Genomic DNA, 23,955 nt, shown 5'->3' on the forward strand with positions numbered 1-23,955 from the left:
GCTCACATCCAAGCATCTGAAAATTTCCTGAAATAAACATGACTTTAACACTCCTGTTTGAACTACCGGGATGCGTCGGCGTGGAAAGGCTAGGGCCTTGACAACGCCAGATGCGTCCGCGGCCCAACATTCGGTTGCTTCATGGCCCATATCGATAACATCGCCAGCGGCTCTATCTTGACGTCGCCATGGGAGCGGCGGCTTATGGGCGTGCTGGGCGGACTTTATCTTGCGCAGGGTATTCCGACCTATCTGCTGCTTGTCGCCTTACCGCCTATAATGCGTGAAAGCGGTGCATCGAGAACGGCAATCGGTTTGTTTTCGCTGTTGATGCTGCCGTTGATTCTAAAGTTTCTCGTGGCGCCGTTGGTGGATCGTTGGTCGCCATGGCCAGGACTTGGACATCGTCGCGGCTGGATTGTGCCGACCCAGTTGCTTGTTAGCGCTGGTATCGCCTCCATGGCGCTGGTCGAGCCTAGCAATGTCGCCGTCCTGTTTGCGATCTGCATTTCGATCACCGTGGTCTCGTCGGTTCAGGACATTGCAACGGATGGCTATGCCGTACGTCAATTGACCGATAGGAGCCGCTCCATGGGCAATGCCGTGCAGGCGGGTGCGGTGGCACTGGGTGTCATCATCGGTGGTACTGCGGCGCTTGTCATATTTCATGTGGCGGGCTGGCAAACGATGATCCTGCTCGTCGCATCTCTGTCCTTGCTGCCGCTGCTGGCAGCCTTGGCGATGCCGCCAGAACCGCAGGCAACCGCCCATGATCGCATTAAGCCAGCAAGCCTTCTTGCCTTCTTTCGACGCCCAAATGCCTGGTTGATCCTCGGCTTTGCGTTGACCTACCGCGCAAGCGAAGGCTTGGTCAGGGGCATGGAGGGAACATATCTGGTGGACAGCAAGGTGCCAACGGACTGGATCGGCTATCTGTCCGGAGGGGCGGCAGCCACAGCTGGTCTTGTGGGTGTAGCGATTGCCGCGCTCCTGATCCGGAAGGCCGGACTGACCGCAACGCTTGTCCTGCTCGGTGGTCTCAGAAGCCTGTGCTTCCTTGCCTTCGCGCTCAATGCGCTGGGCATTATGCCGGGAATATGGGTGGCGCTGTCGGCATCGGCCTTCCAGACGCTGATCCGCTATATGGAACTGGTGGCGATCTATTCCTTCTTCATGCAATCCTCATCGAATGACCAGCCGGGGACCGATTTCACCATTCTCGCCTGTGCCGAACTGATCATCTACATGGCGGGCGCATCTATAGCCGGGCTCCTCGCCGACAAGTTGGGCTACCCGGCACTGTTTTCCACGGCAACGGTCATCTCGCTGGCTGGCATGGCCCTGTCTGTCTGGTTTCTGCGACGGATCGGGCACTGTTCGAAGGCACCTGTTACGGCAGGTGTCTGAAGCGAACGCGAATTCCACGAAAAATTCCACTGGAGTTGATCTCATGGACACGTTCCAACGCCACGATAACGAATTCTATCTCAAGCGGCAGACCCGCCGGGAATCCAATGCCCGCAGCTATCCGAGGCGCTTTCCCCTCGCGCTCAAATCGGCATCGGGTTGCGTGGTGACGGATGTCGAGGGACGGACCTATCTGGACTGCCTGGCCGGAGCCGGAACACTGGCGCTCGGGCACAACCATCCCGAAATTATCGCATCACTGCAGGACGTCCTTGCCTCGGGGCTTCCGTTGCATACACTCGACCTTGCAACGCCCGTGAAAGACCAGTTCACCTCCGACATCTACGATACGCTTCCCGCCGGCCTGCGGGAGGAAGCGAAAATTCAATTCTGCTCACCGAGCGGCACCGATGCTGTCGAAGCGGCAATTAAGCTCGCCAAAACGGCGACCGGGCGAACCGATGTCATCGCCTTCCGGGGCGCCTATCACGGCATGTCGCAGGGCTCGTTATCTCTCATGGGTTCACTTGCGCCCAAGGCGGCAGTCGGGCAGCTGGTGCCGGGCACCCATTTCTTCCCATACCCCTATGCTTATCGTTGCCCATTCGGCAGGGGCGGGGAAGAGACGGCGACGCTTGCAGCTGACTATTTCGAAACCGCCCTGCGCGACCCGGAAGGCGGGATGAACCTTCCTGCCGCCGTTATTCTGGAGGCGGTTCAAGGCGAGGGTGGCGTCATACCTGCACCAGTCGAATGGTTGCGCAGGGTGCGCGAGGTCACGCGCGAGCTCAATATTCCCCTGATCCTTGACGAAGTGCAAAGTGGTGTCGGCCGCACGGGAACGTTCTATGCATTCCAGAAGGCGGGCATCGTTCCTGACATCATCGTGCTTTCGAAAGCGATTGGCGGTGGGTTGCCAATGGCCGTGATGATCTACCGGGAAAATCTTGATCTCTGGAAGCCGGGTGCCCATGCCGGAACGTTCCGGGGCAACCAGCTTGCCATGGCAGCGGGGTCCAAGACGCTTGAAATCATCAAGCGAGACGGTCTGGTAGAACGGGCCGCAATAGCCGGACGCAGGCTCCGGGCAAATCTTGAACGCATTCAGGCCCATACATCCCATATCGGCGACGTGCGCGGCGAGGGGCTGATGCTTGGTGTCGAAATGATCGATCCCGGTGGCAGGCCGGACAAATCCGGACACCCAGCCCACGGTGGCGAAATGGCCCGTTTCGTGCAGGCAGAAGCGTTCCGGGCCGGGCTTATTCTCGAAACCGGTGGAAGACATGGCAGCGTCCTGCGATTCCTGCCGCCCCTTACCATCACGGATGCGGAGATCGACCAGGTGTCGAACATTCTTTCCGACACATTTTCGCGCCTCGGACGCAACGCTGCATGAATATTCCGTTGTGGAAAAACAACCAGACGCTGGTTGCGGAGAGGAAGCCGGTAAGTGTGCTCCTTGGTCCCGGTGTCCAGGCACAGGCGGCATACAGGCAAGCCATGCAGGCTGCGGTCGATATCGTGATCGAGAACTCCTGCATTGAAAAGGTGCATGGGGGCGCAGATGTCGAGGCTTTGCGCGACATGCTGTCTTCAATGGACGTGTTTCCTGAAATGGGAACCGGCGTTTCAAAAGCGCTTGTCGACATAGGCGTGCCTGCGGTCAGGCATGCGCTTGATGTCGGCAATGCCAATACGATGGCGCATCTGCATTGCCCGGTGGCATTGCCGGCGCTTGCGGCGGAAGTGTTGATTTCCGCCACGAACCAATCACTTGACTCCTGGGACCAGTCGCCCTTTGCCACCCTTGTGGAGGAGCGTGTTCTGGCATGGCTTACCGCTTTCGCGGGCTTGCCGGAAACGGCGAGCGGCAGTTTTACCAGTGGTGGAAGCCAGTCAAACATGACTGCACTCTATCTGGCGAGCGAGCAGCACAGTCAGGCCGCGAGACGAAAGGGCGTGATTTTTACATCCGCGCAGGCGCATTTCAGCATTCGAAAAAGTGCGGCTGTTCTTGGATTTTCATCCGAGGCCGTCGTAACCGTTGCGACGGATCAGGAGGGGCGGATGTCGGCATCCGCGCTCAGACAGGCAATCGACCATGCCGAGGCGCAGGGATTGTTTCCCTTGGCTGTGGTCGCGACGGCTGGAACAACCGACCTTGGTGCAATTGACCCTTTGAACGAGATCGCCGACCTGACCTTGTCACGCGGGCTGTGGCTGCATGTGGATGCGGCCTATGGCGGCGGGCTGCTTTTCTCCCGGCATCGTCATCTTTTGCTAGGCATTGAGAGAGCGGATTCCATCGCGCTCGATTTTCACAAGATGCTGTTCCAACCCATCAGTTGCGGCGCGCTTTTGCTGCGTGATGGCGTCAGGTTTGCGCCATTGGCAATGAAGGCCGATTATCTCAACCCCGAAGTTTCGGTCTTCGGGAATGTTCCGAATTACGTGGAATCCTCGCTGCAGACCACCCGGCGAAGCGATGCGCTGAAGGTGCTGATGACGCTGCGCTCGATTGGTCGCGATGGCCTGGACGCTCTTATTTGCAAGACGCTGGAAAATGCAGTTGCCGCTGCCGCCTCTGTGCAGTCACGAGACTATCTTCAGCTGGCGCAGCAGCCGTCGCTGTCGACGGTCCTGTTCCGTTACGTCTCAAAACAGGGGCCAAAGCGCTCCGATGACATTACGCTGGCTGTCCGTGCGGAGCTTTTTCGCAGTGGAACTGCAGCACTTGCAACAACCGTCCACGAAGGACGGGTTCATTTCAAATTGACGCTTCTCAACCCGAATTCCACCCCCGACGTCATCGACCGCGTTCTGGATGCGGTTGCAACAATGGCGCGCGAACTGGAGAACGAAGATGTACGCCCATAAAGCCGCAACACTCGCCATTCGATCCCTTCTGAACTGCGTCACCCGGGAATATGCAAATCGCATCGTTTGGACGACGGACAGTGGCGGACAAAAGCTGACCCTGAATTTCCCCGAAAAAGGCGGCAGCCTGAAAATCCCCGTTTCCTATCGCTCGGTCACCGGGCACCACCTGTTCGGCGAACCAATGGTGCTGACGGACGATAGCGGTGTCCAGAACCTGAGCGCTTCAGCCGCGATGAGCGTCATTATTGACCGCCTTGAACCCGATGCTTCGCAGGAAGGTCGCGCTGACCTTCACCAGCGCGCGCAATCCAGTCGCCATTTGATCGAAACCTCGCTCTCAGAGCGGCAATCGGACCTCAAAAAGTTGGTCGGCCCAGAACTAAGCTTTATCGAGGCGGAACAGGGCCTGCTTGCAGGACACGGCGTTCATCCTTGCCCGAAAAGTCGCGATGGCATGACGGAGGGGGAGAGCAGACGCTACTCACCCGAGTTTGGAGCGAGCTTTCCGCTACGCTGGTTTGCCATTTCGCGTGATCTCTACCACACCGGCCATTCCGATGGATCGCCCTCCGCAGAAGAATGGCTGGAGGCCGTGGAGGCCGATACGCTTTCTGCATTGCGGGGTCGGCTTCCGCATGCGGATTTCGCCTTTCTGCCGGTCCACCCCTGGCAGGCGGATGCGATGCTAAAAGATGCGCAGATCGCGGCTCTTGTCGCTACAGGACAGATCGTTGATTGTGGCGAAGCGGGGCGCCCGTGGTTTCCAACATCGTCCGTACGCACACTTTACCGACCCGACGCGCCATTCATGCTGAAACTCTCACTCGGCATCGGCATCACCAATTCTGTGCGCATAAATCTTGCACGCGAGCTTTTGCGCGGTGACGACATGTATCGTTTCAGGGCAAATAGACTATGGAAAGATCTTGCTGCGGATTATCCGGGGCTGAACTGGATCGCTGATCCGGCCTACATGGGTGTAGCGGTCGATGGGCATGTTATCGACGGTCTTTCCGTATCGATGCGGGAAAATCCTTTCCACGACGAAAATGCAGACAGAAATGTTACGCTTTTGGCATCCTTATGCGAGCATCTGCCGGAACGAGGCAGCCGCATAGGCGCCCTGATCCGCACCTCTGCCAAGACTGAAAATCGCTCTGTCGAGATGGTTTCGGAAGATTGGTTTTCGCGTTTCCTTTCGGTCTTCGTCACACCGGTCTTTGCGCTGTATCTGCGGCACGGCATCGCGATAGAAGCGCACCAGCAGAACATGGTGCTGGAAATCGAAAACGGGTACCCAGTCGCAGCCTTCTACCGGGATAATCAGGGGTTCTTCCATCATGAGCGTGCTCATGCTGCGCTGCATGAGGCCCTGCCTGAGTTTGGTGTACGCAGCGAGTCGGTTTTCGGCGAAGACGCGGTCGACGAGCGCATTCTTTATTACGGCTTCATCAATTCCACCTTGGGCATGATCGGTGCGCTGGGCCGCGAGGGGCTGATCGATGAGCAGCGGCTGATCGACATGCTGCGCGACACGCTTGTTGATCTCGACCGAAGGGAGGGTAGCCAGTCCCGTTTGGTGAGCAAGATGCTGGCCACTATTCTGCAATGCAAGGCGAACCTGAAAACACGGCTTGCGCAGATGGATGAACTGGTTGGCCCGTTGGAAACGCAGTCCGTCTATCTCGAAATAGACAATCCTCTGTTTCAGAATGTGCAGGCGCAGGCCCATGGCTGATCTTACCGCAGCAGGTACCGAATTTGCCTATTCCAGATATGATCCGGAGATTGGCCGCACGGTCAGTTTCCGGCTGCTGGATAAGAACCGTGATCTGGACCTTCTCTGGCGCTGGATGAACCAGCCGCATGTGGTCCCGCAATGGAAGATGGCAAAGCCCAAGGAGGAGATCGCCGCCTACATTGATAGCAATCTCGCTGACCCCCATCAGGACCCCTATATCGGCTTCATTGATGGCGCGCCCATGAGCTACTGGGAAGCCTATTGGGCGAAGGACGACATTCTAGGTCGCTATTATGATGCGGATGAGAAGGATCGAGGCTGGCACATGCTGGTGGGTGAGCCTTCCTTTCTTGGCCGCGGTATTGCGCCCGCCGTTATCAGGGCCTTCACCCGTTTTCTGTTTCTGGATGACCTCGCCACCGAAAAAATCGTTGGCGAACCGAGTGTTGGGGCCCGCCGCCTGCTTCGCTACGCGCCGATTTGCGCCTTTGAAGAGCAGGGTGAAATCGACCTTCCGGACAAGCGCGCAAAACTGATGTTTTGCCACAGACAGCGCTTCACCGAACAATTTGGACTTTGATCATGACCATACTCGACCTGACCGGCATCGGCATCGGCCCGTTCAACCTCGGCCTTGCCTCACTGCTCTCATCCCATCGGGAAGTTTCGGCGACATTCCTTGAACGCAAGCCCGGCTTTCGATGGCACGAAGGGCTGATCCTTCCGGGGACAACCCTTCAGGTACCATTCCTGGCGGACCTCGTCTCGATGGCCGACCCCACCCACCCCCTGAGTTTTCTCAATTATCTTGCCGTCCATGACCGTCTCTACAAGTTCTATTTCTATGAGAAATTTCAGATTCCCCGGCAGGAATATGACGATTATTGCCGCTGGGCATCGCAGCAGCTTGAAAGCTGCCGCTTCGGCGAAACTGTTGTCGATGTCCAGTATAATGCACAGTCGGACGCCTTCCTGACGGAGACACGCAGCCAGACCGGCGCATCCCGCAGCTATCTCAGCCGTAATCTGGCGCTGGGGATTGGGACGACCCCTCATTTGCCCGCATGGGCGGCCATTCAGGGCAGCGCGCCCATCTTCCACTCTGCCGAATTTGCGAAGAAGAAGGCAGAGTTGGTCAAGGCACGCCGCGTAACCGTTATCGGCTCCGGCCAGAGCGCTGCTGAATGCGTGCTGGCGCTGTTCAACGAGTTGACACCGGAAAGAATTGCCGCCGGTGCTTCGATTCTCTGGATTACCCGTTCGGCGGGCTTCTTCCCCATGGAGTATTCGAAGCTCGGGCTGGAATATTTCACGCCCGACTATATGCGCGCTTTCCACACGCTACCGCGATCAAAGCGGCGAGACGTGGTGGCCGATCAGGGCCTCCTTTACAAGGGCATCAGCTTTTCCACGATTTCCGAAATATTCGACCTTCTCTATGAACGCTCCATCGGCGGCCGTGAGCCGGGGCTTGCGCTGGCATCGAACTGCGAGGTTACGAATGTGGAAGCTAGCGGCTTTTCCGGCGGAATGAACGTTCGCGTCCGGCACAACCTCTCAGGTGAAGGAAATACGGTCGAGGCTGATGCGATCGTGGCGGCAACGGGATACCGCCATGCCTGGCCTCAGTGGCTGGAGAAGTTGAAGGGCGAAGTTCTCGAGACCTGCGAACGCGGCGACCTCATCGTCGATGACCATTTCAGGGCGCAGCGCAAGGACGGCGGCAAAGGTGCCATTTTCGTCCAAAACGCGGAAACCTTCCAGCACGGAGTCGGCGCGCCGGATCTTGGTCTCGGGCCGTTCCGCAATGCGGTCATCATCAATCAACTGCTGCAACGAGAGCAGTACCGCGTCGATGCAAGGTCGGCGTTCCAGACTTTCGGAACACCGCAGAACCTGTCCCGAGCCACGAAGATTTCAGGAGATGTCTATGCCCGCGCAATTTGAGCCACCATTCCAGCCCGCCTTCGCTCCGGGATTGTGGAAAGAAACCTCGCTTCGGTTGCTCGCCAAACTTATCGAGGAATTTGCCTATGAGCGCGTTTTCCCGGTCACCGAGGAAAAGCCGGGCCATTACCGGATCATTTTTGCCGATGCCTCCTACGGCTTTCGCGCCAAGCGTTATGTGTTCGACAATCTTTCTGTCGAGCCCTCCAGCATCGTCAAGCGATCGGGCGGGGTAGAGACACCGATTCACGATCCGCTCGCCTTCTGTGCCGAAGTGTTGCCTGAACTCGGGGTCAAACCCATGACTGTCGCGCATTTCATCCGCGAACTCGGCAATACCCTGGTTGCGGACGCCCATATTGCGGCTCGCGCCACCAAGACCGGTGCCGAGCTGGCTGAACTCGATGATCTCAGCATGGAAGGTGAAACCACGGGGCATCCGTGGGTCACGGTCAGCAAGGGTCGTATTGGTCTGGGTTATGACGATTACCTGGCCTACACCCCAGAGAATCGCCACGCTTCAAAGGTCGTGTGGATCGGTGTCAGCATGGAGCGCGCCACTTTTGTGGCCGAACATGGTGTGACCAATGAGCATCTCGTTACGGAAGCTCTTGGTGATGCCACCTTCCAGGCGTTCATCGCAAAGCTTCAGGCCTCAGGCGCGTCCTTGGCGACGCACCACATGATGCCAGTCCATCCGTGGCAGTGGGACCATATGATCCTGCCGCATTTTGCCGCAGATTTGGCGTCCGGGCACATCGTTCTTCTGGGCGAGGGAGATGATCTCTATCTGCCGCAGCAGTCAGTCAGAACGATGTCGAATGTGACAAACCCCGCAAAATCAACTCTGAAGCTGTGCATGACGATCCTCAATACCGCAGTCTATCGCGGCATTCCTGGCAAGCGAGCGTTGACGGCTGCGCCGTTTACCACCTGGCTGGATGAACTGCTGAAGAATGACACGTTTCTTTCCCAGGATTGCCGCCTTGTCTTTCTCGGCGAAAGAGCCGGAATGCACTATGTCCACCCTCAGTTTTCCCGGATCGCCGGTGCGCCCTATCAATTCAACGAGATGCTGGGTTGCCTCTGGCGAGATAGCCTTGCCAACTATCTGGAAGCGGATGAAACCGGACTACCGCTGGCTGCCTTCATGCATTCCGGCAGCGATGGCGAACCCGTCGTTCAGGCGCTTGCCAGAAAGGCCGGCGCGAGCGTTGATCACTGGATGTCGTGCTTCTTCGACGTGGTGATCCCGCCCGTTTATCACCTGCTTGCACGCCACGGCCTTGCATTTTCCGCCCACGGTCAGAATGCAACGCTCATCCTGAAGAACGGACTGCCGGAACGGCTGGCGCTGAGGGATTTCATCGATGATGTCATCGTTTGCGACAAGGACTTTCCAGAAACAGCGACACTTCCTCCCAAGGTACAGGACGTGCTCCTACGGCTGCCGCCGGACTTCCTGATCCACTTCATCCAGACGACCCTTTTCATTTGCGTCTTCCGCTACATGTCCGTCTTGCTGGACCGGAGGGCGGGGCTTTCGGAGGAGACTTTCTGGAGTCTGGCCGGAGAGAGTGTGCGCCGTTATCAGGCACGGTTCCCTGATATGGCAGATCGCTTCGACATATTCGGTCTGTTCGATGACGAGTATCCCCGCCTGTGCCTGAACCGCGTCCGGCTGTTTACGCATGGCTATGCTGACGATGATGAGCGCCCGGTGCCGGACTTTCAAGGCATGGTCAGCAATCCGCTGGTTTACTTCGAGCGGAAAAAAGCGGCGGCCTGACTGCCGATACGGGGGCTAAAAGGCCCCCAACGGCCGCAGATCATGCGTCCCCCGTCTGCCCGCTCATGCGCCGCAGATCGGTGGGACGTATGCCGTACCGGCTGCGGAATGTGCGGTTGAAGTAGGACAGATCGTTGAAGCCGACGCTGTAGACAATTTGGCTGATGGGGCGTGATGCCGTGTCTGAGAGGATCATCGTCTTTGCCAGAACGAGGCGTCTTTCCAGCACGTAGCGCGAGAAGGTTGTGCCAGTACGGCTGAATATTTTCTGGATGGCCCGAGGCGTGATACCTTCTACCTTCGCAACGTCGGCAATCGAGAAAGAGCCATCGGCAAGATTTGCCTCAATCAGCGCCTTTATCGACTCGACACGATTTTGCGGCAAGTCCGGGACAGACGGGTTTTCAGCCACCTCCTGAGCCAGAACAGGAAGCAAGGAATAGAAATGCGCCACCATCATGCTGGCGTGGTCCTTGTCCTGATGGTCCTGTCGCAGAAGATACCCGGCATAGTTGGTCAATAGCTGCAGCGGCAGGCATTCGGCGTGGAATTTTCGCAGTAACAGACGATCGAGAGATTTTTGCAGCGGCGCGATGGCGGAATGCGGTAGATGGGCGCAATCGAACCTGCCGCCATCAGGGAGCACAATTTCCGACGATGTATCGGCGGGAAGCAGGATGACATCGCGCGATGCCAAGGTAAACACCTGCTGGCGGTGGTGCACGATCATCGGTCCGTCGGTGGCGCGCAGAATGACAATACCCGGCGTGCCGATGCCATTGGCCGTGAGACGCAGGGGTGTTTTTGGCAGGTAGAGTGTGGCGAGCGACAGATCGACGTGTTTCCAGAACAGGCCGGTTACGCCTCCCAGATCACCTTCGTCCACCGTAATGGTCGCTTCACCCAGCATGTCCAGCAAGATCGTGCGGCAGACAAGCCTGCTTTCCGCATCGGGAAGCGAAATTGTTCCGAGTTTGAGAGGACGAATTATTTCCATCGGAATGAACCTGTCTTTTCTGTTGATGTTCGCAATTGTCCAAAACCTGTTCGTGCACATCCAAGCGCATCTCATTCTTAGCTCATAAAACATGATGAAAATAGTAGGGTATTACCGTAGTTGGACGGCTGCGAAAATTTTTTAGTGGGTTGGGGACGGAATGATCAGGAAGTGGAATTTTAGCGTAAGCCTGTTGGCGGTTGCCGTTGCGACGGGCGTCAACGTTTCGGCGCAGGCGCAGGATGCATCTCAAAATTCGGATGCGACCGAGGGGACGACGGTCCTCGAGACAGTCGTGGTGACAGGTGGGCGGTCGCCACAACAGATATCAGAGACCGCCAAAACTGTCTATGTTGTTGAAAGCGAAGAGATTACGTCACAGGCGAATGCCGGAAAATCCGTGCAGCAGATCCTTGCCGACAGCATTCCGAGTTTCGATGCGGCAAGCGACGGGGCCCGAACATCCTATGGCCAGAACCTTCGCGGACGTACCGCCCTTGTGCTGATCGACGGCGTTTCCATGAACTCAGCACGTGGATTGAGCAGACAGTTCGACTCGATTGATCCCTTCAATATCGCGCGCATCGAAGTCCTTTCGGGCGCAACATCAATCTATGGCGGCAATGCCACGGGCGGGATCATCAATATCATCACAAAGAAGGGCAAGGACGCCCCGGAAGGCCTTCACAGTGAAGTGACCACGGGCGCCGAAACCGGATTTGCCGGCACTGAGGATTTTGATCGCTTTGCCAAGGGCGCGGTGACCTACAACGCCGAAAACTGGGACGCGCGTTTGTCCATTTCAGGTGATCGTAGCGGCGCCTATTATGATGGCAGCGGCACGATGGTAACGCCTGACATCGTCCAGACGTCGACCGCTTTCAACAAGCGGGTGGACTTCATGGGCTCGGTCGGTTTCCAGATCGATGATACCAGACGTCTGGAGCTGTCCGGTCAATATTACGACAGCAAGCAGGATTCGGATTTCGGGCTTTATTACGGTGCTGGTCTGAGTGGCCTTTCGACTGGCAATCCGGCCCTTTTTCAAACGCGCGACGGTTACAATTCGGACTTTAATCCCCGTACGCAGCGCACAATGTTTAATGCGACCTACACGGACGAGGATTTCCTGGGGCAGCAACTTTTGCTGCAAGGTGCCTTCCGTAAAGAGCGCATTTCCTTCGCCCCATTCCCGGCATCCAACGCGCTGCTGCCCAGTCGATTGTATTTTGGGGGCAGCCACCAGGAAACCGATTATTTTTCCGGCAAGGCTGCCCTTGTCGCGGAGCCCACCGACAGGCTGAAGATCACCTATGGTATCGATGCGGATCACGACGCACTGTCTTCGCATCAAAATGTCTTTGATTTCACAACGGCGGCTACCAGCGGCGGGATGAATTTCAGCACGCTTGGCATAACCGGCCTTTATCCGGAAATAAAGGTATCGACAGTCGCAGGATTTGCAGAGGCGTCCTATGAGGCTACCGATCGGCTGACCCTCAACGGCGGCGTGCGGTACCAGTTCGTTCACACCGATGTTGGCGATTTTATCGGTGCTTCGCAGCAAGTTGCCATATTGCAGGGTCGTGGGACATCCGCCGATACGATTTCTGGAGGCAGTGTCAATTATGACGACTTCCTGTTCAATGCGGGTGCGACCTACGAGATCGACAACACGCAGCAGGTTTACGCAAACTTCAGCCAAGGCTTCGAACTTCCGGATCCTGCAAAATACTACGGCATCGGAAGCTACACCCTCGTTGGTGGCAGATACGTGCTTGGCAACAGCGTCAATGTCGCCGAGTCCGCACTGCAGGCCATCAAGACGAATTCGGTTGAAGCCGGATATCGTTTCGACGACGGCACTTACACGGTAGAGACAGCAGCATTTTATTCACTGTCCGATAAGTCGATCACGTTGGATCGTACATCGTTGGCTGTGAACGTACTGAACGAAGACAAGCGCGTCTATGGTCTGGAAGGAAAGATCGGAGCCAAACTCGACCATGGTTTCGACGTCGGCCTTCTGGGCCAATGGATAAGGACGGACGTTAAGAGCAATGGCGGCTGGAAAACGGCCACGATCCAGAATGCCAGCGTTTCCAAGCTTGGCAGCTATGTCGGCTGGACCAATGATGCATTGAGCGTCAGGCTGTCCGGCCAACATATCTTCGATCTGACCGATGCCGATAACTTCAAGATTGACGGGTATACGCTGTTTGATCTGACAGGCGGATACAAGTTCGAGACTGCCAGCACGACGCTTAATTTCGGCATTCAGAACCTCTTCGATACGGATTACACCACCATCTGGGGCTCTCGCGCCAAAGCTCTGTACGGCGCTTCAGTCGGACAGGCAGTTGGCAACGAAATTTTCGACTACAGAGGACGCGGCCGCACCTTCGCCGTTTCGCTGACGAAAGTTTTCTGATGAACCATCAGGGTGACATACGGCACGGTATCGTCAATCCCGCCGGGCGCCCGCTTTCGGGCTGGGCGTCCGATCCCCTCGTGTATCGCGCTTTCTGTAACGAAGGCGAAAATGCAGTCGTGTTGCGCAAGCGAGGTTCAACCTTGCTTGCCGACGCAGGCCAGGGTTTGAATGCCGTTTTTCGGCTCGTGCCGGATGATATTCACGCGCAAATCGAGCTTCTGGACATATCAAACGTACCAGATCGTGCCTGGCGTCTGACGAGTGCCGCATTCGAGTATCTGTTTGCAACATTGCCTTCCTTGCAGTCGCTTTCGCTCAGCGGTCAGGCGTGGTCGCCTTTACTGGGCGAGTTGAACCTTAATGGCATCTGGTTCACGCAGGCCAGGGAAATGCAGCACGTCCTGATGGGTGAGATGTTCTGGCAGACCTCACGATTATGGTCGCCATCTCTAACATCCGTCTTTCCTCACTATGGCGTCTTCGACGGAAAAATCGCACACCCGCTGCGCCCGCCAAAACCATCTGGAACCGTCTATGCGCGTCAAATTCCATGGCTAGATGGCGTAATTTCCCTGGATGTCGCTACGCTTGATGACCTGCCTCTTGTGCATCGCTGGATGAATGATCCGCGCGTCAACGAATTCTGGCACGAGGCAGGGGATGAAGATCGTCATAGGCAGTACCTCGAAGGCATGTTTGCCGATCCTCACATCATGCCTCTGATCGGCCGCTTCGATAACCGGGCATTTGCCTATTTCGAGGTCTATTGGGCCAAGGAAGACATTGTCGGTACCTTCTGTGATGCGGGTGATTACGATCGGGGCTGCCATGTAATCGTCGGCGAAGAAAACTGCCGCGGGCGAGACTGGTTCACCGCATGGCTTCCCTCGCTCCTGCATTTCATGTTTCTCGACGATCCGCGCACGCAACGGATCGTGCAGGAACCAAGCAGCGGGCATCACCGGCAGCTGCGCAACTTACAGAAATCCGGTTTTTCGCATATCAGAAGCGTGGATTTACCCACGAAACATGCCGCGATAATGGCGATCAGTCGGCAAAGATTCTTCGCCGACCGACTGTGGCATCCCGCAGCATAAATCTCGCCTTGAGCATTGGTTTAACTGTCTCGAACGGTGGACGGCAACTTCGTCGCGGCGATCAAGCCACTTTAGTCCGGGATTGTCACGCTAACCGGTTTCACCAAATCGTAAAGAACCGTGTCATCGCCCCGTCCTGTCTGGCGCATGGTCATGGCAAACAGGCCCTTTGCGCCAATGGGCGTGAGGAGATGGTGCAGCGCGCCTTGGCGATGGGTGACGATCTGGTTCGGCTGGGCAATGAACGCCTTGATGGATGAAACATCTGGCGTTCCATCAGGTGCTTTTTCGCAAACCACGATCATCGATGGCGTTGAGTCCAACGGCAAAAATGTCTGGTTTGAGTAGGGGTGGATCTCCAGCTGCGAGACTTGTGCACGTTCTGCGACACCCTTCATGCGGACGATGTTCAAGACAGGGAGTGTGGCTTCCTGCGCACCTTCGTAGGCTTGGGTCACAGACAGCTGGGAGCTGATATCTCCCGTTTCTGAAACATATCCGAAAGGGGCAAAAGCCTCTGCTGTGAGTTGTTGGGCGACGATGTCGGTCATGCGTGGGTATCCTGAAACTGAAGCTGAACCTTCATGCTTTGTGAACGGTCGCTTGCGAGCTCGAAGGCGTCGCGAGCGTTTTCGAACGGCACTGTTGCGCTGATCAGCGGTTTGACGTCGATCAGGCCGCGTCCCATCAGGTCAACTGCTTGGGCGAACTCCTCGTGGAAGCGGAATGTGCCCTTCAGCTGCAGTTCCTTTGCAACAAGCAGATTGATGGGGAGTGTCATCTCTCCACCCAGGCCCAATTGAACGATGGTGCCGACGGGCCGCAGGACATCGAGGGCAGACACAAGTGCGGACTGATTGCCGGATGCTTCGAACACGACGTCGAATACGCCCTTTTCCACTTTGTATGGCTCAAGTCCTGCTGGATCGCGCAGGACGTTGACCGCTTCATCCGCTCCGATATGGGCGGCAAGTTTCAAGGGTGCATCGGCAACATCAGTAACGACGATGTGCGATGCCCCCGCGAGCCTTGCTACGAGGACGCCCAGCATTCCGATCGGCCCCGCACCGGTAATAAGGATCTTTTTTCCAAGCAGAGAACCGGCCTGACGTGCGGCGTGCAGACAAACAGCCAAGGGTTCCGCCATCGCGGCTTCGCCCATGGTCAGGCGATCTGAGATCGGCACTGCCTGCGACGCATTAACGGCGACGGTCTCTCGAAATCCGCCCTGAATATGGGGCGTGCGCATTGCACTTCCCATGAAACGCATGTCGATGCACTGGTTTTGCATTCCCGAAAGGCAATAGCGGCACGTGTTGCAGGGGCGTGATGGATTGACGGCAACCCGCATTCCCGGAACAAGGTGAGAAACGTCACCACCCGTTTCCACGATCACGCCGGCAAATTCGTGGCCCAAGGCCATTGGCTCGCGCACACGGACCGTGCCGAAGCCGCCGTGATGGTAGTAGTGGAGGTCTGAACCGCAGATTCCCCCGGTCACGACTGCCACTTGCACTTCGTCTGCCAGGATCGGCTGCTCCTTGACGTCTTCAATGCGCAGGTCTTTTGGTGCGTGGATGATGACACCTCGCATGGTCTTATCCTCCCGATAAGTTTGGCAATGGGGCTCAGAGAACCGCCAACATTCCGCCGTCGACATAGATGATCTGGCCATTGACGTAGTCAGACGCAGATGAGGCGAGGAACACGGCTGTTCCAATCAACTCCTCAGGTCGCCCCCACCGCCGGGATGGTGTGCGTCCCTTTACCCAGGCATCGAATTCCGGATTGTCGATCAGTGCCTGATTCATGTCGGTCAGCATGTATCCGGGGCCGATGGCATTGGATTGAATGCCATGCTGCGCCCATTCCGCCGCCATGGCCCGGGTCAGCATCTTCACGCCGCCCTTGGCCACCGTGTAGGGTGCGACCGTGGCGCGGGCCAGTTCACTTGTCAGGGACCCGATGTTGATGATTTTTCCGTAGCCGCGTGGAATCATCCGCTTGGCTGCTTCTCGGCCAATCATGAAGGCGCTGGTCAGGTTGGTGTCGATCACCCTTTGCCAATCAGCGGTCTCAAGTTCGACCATCGGCTTGCGGAATTGGATACCGGCGTTGTTGATGACGATGTCTATCTCAATGCCCGCCGCATCGAAACGGCTGAAAGCCTCCAGTATCGAGCTTTCTGATGTCACGTCGAAAGGCGCGGCTTCGGCGGAGTGGCCGTTATCCGAAAACTCCTTCACCGTTTGTGCAACGCGCGAAGCATCAGTTCCATTGATGAGAATGCGAGCCCCTGCATTGGCCAGACCCTCTGCCATCGCGCGCCCAAGTCCGCGCGACGATCCCGTTACGAGAGCGGTGCGCCCGGACAGATCGAAAATCCCAGATTTTGTCATATTCATCTCCTCAAAGGGCACTGCGCCGAACAGTCAGGTCCGGCCGTTCGAAAACCTGTGGCAACAGCTCGGTGCCAAGTCCTGGTCCTTCCATCGGCAGAACGTAACCGTTCTCAATCACCGGAACATTGGTCACCAGTTCGCTGTACCAGCCGGTGTAAAAGGCGCGCACCGACTCCTGGATCATTGTATTTGTTTGTGAAAACGAGGAGTGAACGGCTGCCGCATAGGCAACGGGGCCGGTGCAATCATGCGGTGCGTAGGGGCGGTGATACGTGTCGGCGAGGGAAGCGATCTTCCGACCTTCGGTCAGTCCGCCCGTCCAGACGAGATCGGTCATGACGATTCCGATGGCGCCAGATTCCAGCATGTCCTTGTAGGGAAAGCGGGAGCCCAGTGTTTCGGATGCGCAAATTGGCACGCTTGTTGATGCTGCAAGCTCCGAGAGTGCCGATACGGAGTTCATTCTGATCGGGTCTTCGTACCAGGTTGGATCGAACGCCTCCAGTTCTCGCGCAATTCTCTTGATGGTCGGGAGGTTCCACAGGCTGTGGAATTCGACCATGATACGCATCTGGTCTCCGACGCGCTTGCGAATCTGCTCGAATGGCTTGATGGCCGTGCGCAGCTGTTCACTTGTGATATAGCGACCGTCATTCTCGATGGCGGCGGGGTCGAAGGGCCAGATTTTCATGGCCGAAATACCCTGCTCCAGCAGGTTTTCCGCCAAAGCACCTGCGTCCGTCATGAAGCCCTTAAGGTCCTCATACGGGCCTTCCGAATTGTCACGGAAATTCCATGTATCGACAGGCTTGATCTTATTGGAGCGGACATAACCATAGCCCGCACAGGTGTTGTAAACGGGAATGCGATCATGACACAGGCCACCCAGCATCTGATGGACGGGCTGGTCGCAGACCTTTCCGAAAATATCCCAGAGTGCCAGATCGATAGCCGATGCCGCCCGGTATTCGGCACCCGTGGACGCTTGTGCCATTGGTAGATTGACAAGTTCTCTCGCATGGGCCTCGATGCGTAACGGGTCCTTGCCAAGCAGTCGACCGGCGAGAACGTCATGGATATGCGCTTCCACCGAGCCCGCACCATAAAATGTCTCGCCAAGACCAATGTGTCCCGCATCCGTGTGGACGCGCACCCATAAAACATTGGCGAACTCTTCCGTCCGCAAGGTTTCTATTGCGGTTATCTTCATTTGAAATTCCTCCCATCCGGCTGAAGCCAGACCGATCCCACCCGTGGGCCGCGCTTCAGGCCGCCTTCGCCGCGACAATAATATCGCTTGTAATATTTCACAACATATTTTATGAGTTTTCTCAAGATGGAGGAATGAGCGTACGGGGAGGTCGTTCATGACACAGAGACAAATCAGGTTTAGGCACGTCTTCAACCTCACCGCGCTGCGGTTTGCAGGCGAGGCAAACTTTGCCGGCACCTACCTTCGCCACATGGTGAGCGAGACGGATAGGTCGGGCCTCCGGTCGTTTGCGGCCTGTGCTGCATCAAATTTAAGGTTCTAGAATTCCAATTGGGGGGTGCTTATGTCGCCACGGATCATATTCCATGGAGAGAATGCTGCCAGTTTCAGCAGCGATTTCGCCAGTCTTGTTCAAGGTGGAGCGGAGATTGTTCTGCTTCCAGACGTCCTTCAAACCGAGGATCAGCGTCAGGCTTACCAGCAGGCAGGTGTGATTGTTGGCGTCAAGTTCGACGCATCTCTGCCCACGCCGGAAAGGCTTCAGCTGTTTCACGTGCCGGGTGCGGGCTACGATCCCGTTAATCTGGAAATGATGCCTAAAACCGCTACGGTCTGCAATTGCTTCGGCCACGATCCGGCCATTGCGGAATATGTTTTTGCGGCCATTTTGAACAGGCACGTGCCGCTTGTCGATGCGGACCGCAGATTGCGTCAGGGCGACTGGGCCTACTGGTCTGGCTCTCCAGACAGGCTACATGACGAAATGTCTGGAAAGACAATTGGTCTTCTGGGTCTTGGACATATCGGCAAGGCCATTGCGCGGCGGGCAAAAGCCTTTGATATGCGTGTCAGCGTGGCAAACCGCACCCGTGTTGATGTTTCTGAGCTGTTGGATGAATCCTATTCGCTGGACCAACTCGAAAACTTCTGGCCGTCAGCAGATTTTATCATTGTTTCAGTGCCATTCACCGCTTCTACGCAGGGAATTGTCGGCCAGAGCGCCTTTGCCGCGATGAAGCCGAGCGCCGTTGTGATGAATGTGGGTCGTGGTCCGACCATCGATGAAAAGGCTCTGTTCGATGCGTTGAGCGAGCGTCGCATTGCAGGTGCAGTCATCGACACCTGGTACGCCTATCCAGGCCCGGGCGAACCGAACCGACTGCCCTCGGCACTACCGTTTCACGAACTGAACAATGTCGTGATGACACCGCACATGTCCGGCTGGACAAGCGGCACGGTTCGCCGTCGCCAGCAGACAATTGCGGACAATATCAACCGGCGGCTGGAGGGCCGTGAATGCGTCAACATCATTCAGAGGGCGCAATCGGAACGTTGATGACTTGATCAATAGCTCAATCAAAAGGGAGAGAGTGATGAGCTTCTTTAGAAATTTGAAAACAGCAGCAGCCTTGGTAGCCGTGTGTGCAGGCGTTTTGACCAGCGGGTTTGCAAATGCGCAGACCGTTGACGAAATCGTCAAGCGCGGTTCGGTCAAGATTGGTGTGCTTGTTGGTGCGCCTCCATTCGGCTCCGTAGATGCGCAGGGCAATGCCGTTGGCTATGATGCTGATGTGGCTGCGTTGGTGGGCAAGTACATGGGCGTTCCTGTGACAATGGTTCAGCTGACGCCGCCTTCGCGTATTCCAGCGCTGGAATCCGGCAAGGTCGATTTTCTGGTTGCGACGCTGGCGCCTACGCCCGAACGCGCCAAGGTGGTGATGTTTACCAACCCTTACAGCGCATTCCAGGTCGGCATCTACGCCCATAAGGATACGGCCATTTCCAAGTGGGAAGACCTCAAGGGCATGACTGTCGGCGTCAATCGCGGATCAAGCGTCGAGAGGGAGTTCGTCAATCGTGAGAAAGAGCTGGGCCTGACGATCCTTCGGTTTGACGATGACGCCACCACCATGCAGGCGCTTTTCTCCGGTCAGGTCCAGGCAATCGCAGGACCTGACGCGCAGGCAAATGCTGCCATGCGTCTGCGCGGCGATACGACCAGTGAAGTCAAGTTCATCTTCCAGGTCCAGCCCAACTCCATGACGGTCCGCAAGGACGCCTATGACCTGCATCAGTGGCTGAACAACACGATCTACTACATCAAGCAGAACGGCGAACTGGATGCCATCGCCCGCAAATGGGTCGGATCGCCATTGCCGGTACTCCCGACTTTCTAAGTCGGCCTGACGAACGTCCTCGCGCGCCTGGTAGGCCGCGAGGACGGGATTACCGGGAGGAAGTAATTTCATGAATTTCTCACTGCATTTCGAATCCGTCTTTGCGGAATCCGATCTCATCATGCGTGGCATTGCCTTGACTATTGGGCTTTCCGCCACGGCTATTGCGCTTGGTACCTGTGTTGCAATCCTGCTTGTCGCACTGCGGCATCTGGGCAATGGTGCGGTGCGCTTCGGGGTGGACTCCTATGTGGAGTTGCTTCGCAACACGCCGTTTCTTGTCCAGCTTTTCATGATCTTCTTCGGCTTGCCGCTGCTTGGGCTGCGCATGTCCGGCACGCAGGCCGCGCTGCTGGCCATGACGCTCAATCTGTCGGCCTATGCGACAGAGATTATTCGTGCGGGTGTCGAATCCATACACCGTTCTCAGATTGAGGCGGGTCTTTCGCTGGCACTCAGTCGCTTGCAGGTCTTCCGTTATGTCGTGCTAAAGCCATCGATTTCCAAGGTCTGGCCTGCACTGTCCAGCCAGTTCGTTCTCATGCTTCTGGCCTCCAGTATCTGCTCATTCATCTCAGTTCCCGAACTTTCCGGCGCCGCCTCGATCATCGAGCAGCGGACGTTCAGAAGCTTCGAAACCTACATCGTGGTCACGATCTTGTATCTGTGCATGGCACTCGTCTTGAAGCTTGTCCTGTTCTGGATCGGCTATCGTCTCTTCAACCGAAGGACAGTCGTCACCGCGCCCTTGGCCGTTGAAGGAGGGGTTGCCTGATGTCTACATTTGGTTGGCCAGAATTTATGTTCCTGGTGCGCTCCGCCGGTTGGTCCATTGTGCTGACGGCCATCGCGTTCGGTTTCGGTACCATCGCAGGCGGCATATTTGCCATCATGCGCCTTGCCCGCAGTTCCGTCTTGCGGACCATAGCGGCGGGTTACATCACCGTCATTCAGTCCATTCCGGTGCTCATGATCCTGTTCATGTCCTATTACGGGCTGACACTGTTCGGTGTTGAAATCCCACCTTTGTTCGCAGCGTCGATTTCGCTGTCCATTTACGTATCTGCCTATCTGGCCGAAATCTGGCGTGGATCGATCCAGGCGGTTCCTTCGCAGCAATGGGAGGCCTCCGCCTCGCTGGCACTGTCGAGGTTCCAGCAGTACCGATACATCATCCTGCCGCAGGCCCTGCGCATTTCGCTGCCGCCGACGGTCGGCTTCCTCGTTCAGCTCGTGAAGAATACCTCGATTGTCTCCGTCGTCGGTTTCGTCGAACTCTCTCGCGCCGGCCAGCTCGTCAACAACGCGACCTTCAAGCCGTTCCAGGTCTTTCTCGTCGTTGCCATCCTCTATTTCGCAATCTGCTTTCCGCTGTCGCGTCTAAGTCGCCATCTTGAAAGGGTTCTCCATGTCGGTCGTAGCCATTGACCAAGTCCATAAGCGCTATGGCGCGCTCGAAGTCCTGAAAGGTGTTTCTCTTACCGTCGAAGCAGGGCAGGTGGTCGCCATCATCGGGCGAAGCGGTTCAGGTAAGAGCACCATGCTTCGCTGTATCAACGGTCTGGAGCAATTCCAGTCGGGAGCGATTACGGTCGCTGGCCATCGGGTCGAGCAAAATCCGGCAAAGCTGCAGGAATTGCGCAAGGACGTCGGTATCGTTTTCCAGAGCTATAATCTGTTCCCGCATCTCAATGTCGGGCAGAACATCATGCTTTCGCCGCGGATAACGCAGGGCGTGTCTCATGGTGAGGCCGAGGCGCTGGCGCGCAAGGTGCTGGCCCAGGTCGGTCTGGCAGAAAAGTTCGATGCCTTTCCCGATATGCTGTCTGGCGGGCAACAGCAGCGCGTCGCCATAGCGCGCTCGCTGGCCATGCGGCCAAAAGTCATGTTGTTCGATGAAGTGACCTCCGCTCTCGATCCGGAATTGACGGGAGAAGTTCTTCTGGTCATGGAACAGCTCGCGAGGGAAGGGATGACGATGTTGCTCGTTACCCACGAAATGAGCTTTGCCCGCAGCGTGGCGAATGTCACCGTCTTCATGCATCACGGCAAGATCTGGGAAATGGGACCTTCCAAAGAGCTGTTCGAGAATCCACAGACAGCGGAGTTGCAGGCATTCCTCTCAAATGGTGTCAAATAACGTAGCGACACTGCCAATGTGACGGCAAGGTGTGGTTGACGATTTCGGAAAGACAAGATTGATTGCGGCATCAGTATTGTCTGGGCCGCTCTTCTTCGTGCGTCTTTTTGAGTGGCATTTTACCAAGGTTTAGAAATGAAAATTGGATCACCGAAAGAACAATATCCGGGGGAAGCCCGGTGCGCATTAACGCCTGACAGTGCCCTGCAGTTGCAGAAACTGGGTCACCAGTGCCTGGTCGAATCCGGCGCAGGTATCAGTGCAGGCTTTTCCGATGAAGCCTTCAGAAACGCTGGCGTAACCGTCGTTGAAACTGCCGAGAAATTATTCGCAGAAGCTGACATCATTGCAAAAGTCCGCCCGCCGGAGGCCGAGGAGCTCAACCGGCTGGATGCTTCCAAGACGCTGATATCGTTCTTTTATCCAGCCCAGAACAAGGAACTCCTTGAAGCGGCGAAGAGCACCGGCGCCAATGTCATCGCCATGGATATGGTGCCGCGTATTTCGCGCGCGCAGAAAATGGACGCTTTGTCTTCCATGGCCAACATCGCCGGTTACCGCGCGGTCATAGAGGCTGGCAACAATTTTGGCCGCTTCTTCACGGGTCAGGTTACGGCAGCGGGAAAGGTGCCTCCGGCAAAACTGCTGGTCATCGGCGCGGGCGTTGCCGGTCTTGCCGCAATCGGTACTGCCACGTCTCTTGGAGCGATCACCTACGCATTCGACGTGCGCCCGGAAGTCGCCGAGCAGATCGAGAGCATGGGCGCCGAATTCGTCTATCTCGATTTCAGCGACCAGCACCAGGACGGCGCTGCGACGGGAGGTTATGCCGCCCCATCTTCACCGGAGTTTCGCGAGAAGCAATTGGCGCGGTTTCGTGAGCTTGCCCCGCAGATCGACATTGTCATCACTACGGCCCTGATACCCGGTCGCGATGCGCCGAAACTCTGGCTCGCCGATATGGTTGCGATGATGAAGCCCGGTTCGGTCATTGTCGACCTAGCCGCAGAACGCGGTGGCAATTGCGATCTGACGGTTACCGATCAGCGGATTGTTTCGGACAATGGTGTGATCGTCATTGGTTACACTGACTTTCCAAGCCGTATGGCATCACAGGCATCGACGCTCTACTCCACCAATATCCGCCATATGATTGCCGATCTGACGCCAGCGAAAGATGGGCAGATCGTTCACAATATGGAGGATGATGTTATCCGGGGCGCGACGATTGCCTATGCTGGAGACATAACCTTCCCGCCACCGCCTCCGAAGGTGCAGGCCATTGCCGCCGCAAAACCGAAGGCAAAGGCCAAGGAGCCAACGCCGGAGGAAAAACGCGCTCAGGAACTTGCTGCGTTCAAGACGCAATCGCGCAATCAGGGCATATTGCTTGCCGTGGGCACGGGCTTGCTGCTGCTGGTCGGTGCTGTTGCACCTGCAAGCTTCATGAGCCACTTCGTCGTGTTCGTCCTGTCCTGCTTCATCGGTTTCCAGGTCATCTGGAATGTTTCGCATTCGCTGCACACGCCCTTGATGGCGGTGACGAATGCCATCTCTGGAATCGTCATCCTTGGTGCGCTCCTTCAGGTCGGATCGGGAAATTGGCTTGTGGTGATCCTTGCAGCACTCTCGGTGCTTGTCGCGACGATCAACATCGTCGGTGGCTTCCTCGTGACACGGCGTATGCTCGCCATGTTCCAGAAGTCTTGAGCATTTTAGGGGGAGCAT

The 23,955-nt window shown here is 56.7% G+C and carries 20 protein-coding genes; 15 read left to right on the forward strand and 5 right to left on the reverse strand.

The genetic code is table 11. The annotated features are described in order from the left end of the window. Positions 1-141 precede the first annotated feature (141 nt). From QRN85_RS02790 to QRN85_RS02820, 7 genes are read left to right on the forward strand one after another with little or no spacing between them, the layout of a single operon-like run. Positions 142-1,407 (forward strand): RhtX/FptX family siderophore transporter, encoded by a 1,266-nt coding sequence (locus tag QRN85_RS02790; protein WP_502870747.1) that lies wholly within the window; start codon positions 142-144, stop codon positions 1,405-1,407. Continuing rightward, entirely contained in the window at positions 1,400-2,806 is a 1,407-nt protein-coding gene (gene rhbA / locus QRN85_RS02795; RefSeq protein WP_284757150.1) for a diaminobutyrate--2-oxoglutarate transaminase, read from the forward strand. Before QRN85_RS02790 ends, rhbA begins: the two co-directional genes overlap by 8 nt. After that, positions 2,803-4,287, forward strand: a complete 1,485-nt coding sequence (locus tag QRN85_RS02800; protein WP_284757151.1) for a pyridoxal phosphate-dependent decarboxylase family protein — start codon at positions 2,803-2,805, stop codon at positions 4,285-4,287. The genes rhbA and QRN85_RS02800 overlap by 4 nt, the downstream gene beginning before the upstream one ends. After that, positions 4,274-6,028, forward strand: a complete 1,755-nt coding sequence (locus QRN85_RS02805; RefSeq protein WP_284757152.1) for an IucA/IucC family protein — start codon at positions 4,274-4,276, stop codon at positions 6,026-6,028. The genes QRN85_RS02800 and QRN85_RS02805 overlap by 14 nt, the downstream gene beginning before the upstream one ends. Further along, positions 6,021-6,611, forward strand: coding sequence for a rhizobactin siderophore biosynthesis protein RhbD (gene rhbD / locus QRN85_RS02810; protein WP_284757153.1), 591 nt, complete (start codon positions 6,021-6,023; stop codon positions 6,609-6,611). Before QRN85_RS02805 ends, rhbD begins: the two co-directional genes overlap by 8 nt. A 2-nt stretch (positions 6,612-6,613) precedes the next feature. Next, a complete protein-coding gene (rhbE, locus tag QRN85_RS02815; protein ID WP_284757154.1) occupies positions 6,614-7,978 on the forward strand; it encodes a rhizobactin siderophore biosynthesis protein RhbE in 1,365 nt (454 codons plus the stop codon). Further along, positions 7,962-9,767, forward strand: a complete 1,806-nt coding sequence (locus QRN85_RS02820; protein ID WP_284757155.1) for an IucA/IucC family protein — start codon at positions 7,962-7,964, stop codon at positions 9,765-9,767. The genes rhbE and QRN85_RS02820 overlap by 17 nt, the downstream gene beginning before the upstream one ends. Positions 9,768-9,807: 40 nt before the next feature. Here QRN85_RS02820 and rhrA read toward each other — a convergent pair whose 3' ends face one another. Next, the gene (rhrA, locus tag QRN85_RS02825; protein WP_162723345.1) at positions 9,808-10,764 is read right to left on the reverse strand and encodes a rhizobactin biosynthesis transcriptional regulator RhrA; all 957 of its coding nucleotides are present in this window, start codon (positions 10,762-10,764) and stop codon (positions 9,808-9,810) included. Between the two features lie 160 nt (positions 10,765-10,924). On the opposite strand from rhrA, the gene rhtA reads away from it, so the two are divergent. Then, entirely contained in the window at positions 10,925-13,195 is a 2,271-nt protein-coding gene (rhtA, locus tag QRN85_RS02830) for a TonB-dependent siderophore receptor RhtA (RefSeq protein WP_284757156.1), read from the forward strand. Continuing rightward, positions 13,195-14,295 (forward strand): GNAT family N-acetyltransferase, encoded by a 1,101-nt coding sequence (locus QRN85_RS02835; protein ID WP_284757157.1) that lies wholly within the window; start codon positions 13,195-13,197, stop codon positions 14,293-14,295. Before rhtA ends, QRN85_RS02835 begins: the two co-directional genes overlap by 1 nt. A gap of 71 nt (positions 14,296-14,366) precedes the next feature. On the opposite strand, the gene QRN85_RS02840 is transcribed toward QRN85_RS02835, so the two are convergent. From QRN85_RS02840 to QRN85_RS02855, 4 genes are read right to left on the reverse strand one after another with little or no spacing between them, the layout of a single operon-like run. Continuing rightward, the gene (locus QRN85_RS02840; RefSeq protein WP_284757158.1) at positions 14,367-14,846 is read right to left on the reverse strand and encodes an ureidoglycolate lyase; all 480 of its coding nucleotides are present in this window, start codon (positions 14,844-14,846) and stop codon (positions 14,367-14,369) included. Continuing rightward, positions 14,843-15,889, reverse strand: a complete 1,047-nt coding sequence (locus QRN85_RS02845; protein WP_284757159.1) for an L-idonate 5-dehydrogenase — start codon at positions 15,887-15,889, stop codon at positions 14,843-14,845. Before QRN85_RS02845 ends, QRN85_RS02840 begins: the two co-directional genes overlap by 4 nt. Positions 15,890-15,923: 34 nt before the next feature. Beyond that, positions 15,924-16,694 (reverse strand): SDR family oxidoreductase, encoded by a 771-nt coding sequence (locus QRN85_RS02850; RefSeq protein WP_284757160.1) that lies wholly within the window; start codon positions 16,692-16,694, stop codon positions 15,924-15,926. Between the two features lie 10 nt (positions 16,695-16,704). After that, entirely contained in the window at positions 16,705-17,907 is a 1,203-nt protein-coding gene (locus QRN85_RS02855) for a mandelate racemase/muconate lactonizing enzyme family protein (protein WP_113098032.1), read from the reverse strand. Between the two features lie 346 nt (positions 17,908-18,253). Here QRN85_RS02855 and QRN85_RS02860 point away from each other — a divergent pair, with 346 nt between their 5' ends. The 6 genes from QRN85_RS02860 (at position 18,254) to QRN85_RS02885 (ending at position 23,937) form a co-directional block, all read left to right on the forward strand. Next, a complete protein-coding gene (locus QRN85_RS02860; RefSeq protein ID WP_284757161.1) occupies positions 18,254-19,246 on the forward strand; it encodes a 2-hydroxyacid dehydrogenase in 993 nt (330 codons plus the stop codon). Positions 19,247-19,283: 37 nt separating this feature from the next. After that, positions 19,284-20,087 (forward strand): transporter substrate-binding domain-containing protein, encoded by an 804-nt coding sequence (locus tag QRN85_RS02865; RefSeq protein ID WP_113098034.1) that lies wholly within the window; start codon positions 19,284-19,286, stop codon positions 20,085-20,087. A 70-nt stretch (positions 20,088-20,157) separates the two neighbouring features. Next, positions 20,158-20,862, forward strand: a complete 705-nt coding sequence (locus QRN85_RS02870) for an amino acid ABC transporter permease (RefSeq protein ID WP_113098035.1) — start codon at positions 20,158-20,160, stop codon at positions 20,860-20,862. After that, entirely contained in the window at positions 20,862-21,515 is a 654-nt protein-coding gene (locus QRN85_RS02875; protein WP_062587948.1) for an amino acid ABC transporter permease, read from the forward strand. Before QRN85_RS02870 ends, QRN85_RS02875 begins: the two co-directional genes overlap by 1 nt. After that, entirely contained in the window at positions 21,496-22,227 is a 732-nt protein-coding gene (locus tag QRN85_RS02880) for an amino acid ABC transporter ATP-binding protein (RefSeq protein ID WP_284757162.1), read from the forward strand. The genes QRN85_RS02875 and QRN85_RS02880 overlap by 20 nt, the downstream gene beginning before the upstream one ends. 135 nt (positions 22,228-22,362) lie before the next feature. Beyond that, positions 22,363-23,937, forward strand: coding sequence for a Re/Si-specific NAD(P)(+) transhydrogenase subunit alpha (locus QRN85_RS02885; RefSeq protein ID WP_284757163.1), 1,575 nt, complete (start codon positions 22,363-22,365; stop codon positions 23,935-23,937). Positions 23,938-23,955 lie beyond the last annotated feature (18 nt).

The organism is Agrobacterium sp. fls2-241-TYG-188a, from assembly GCF_030209845.1.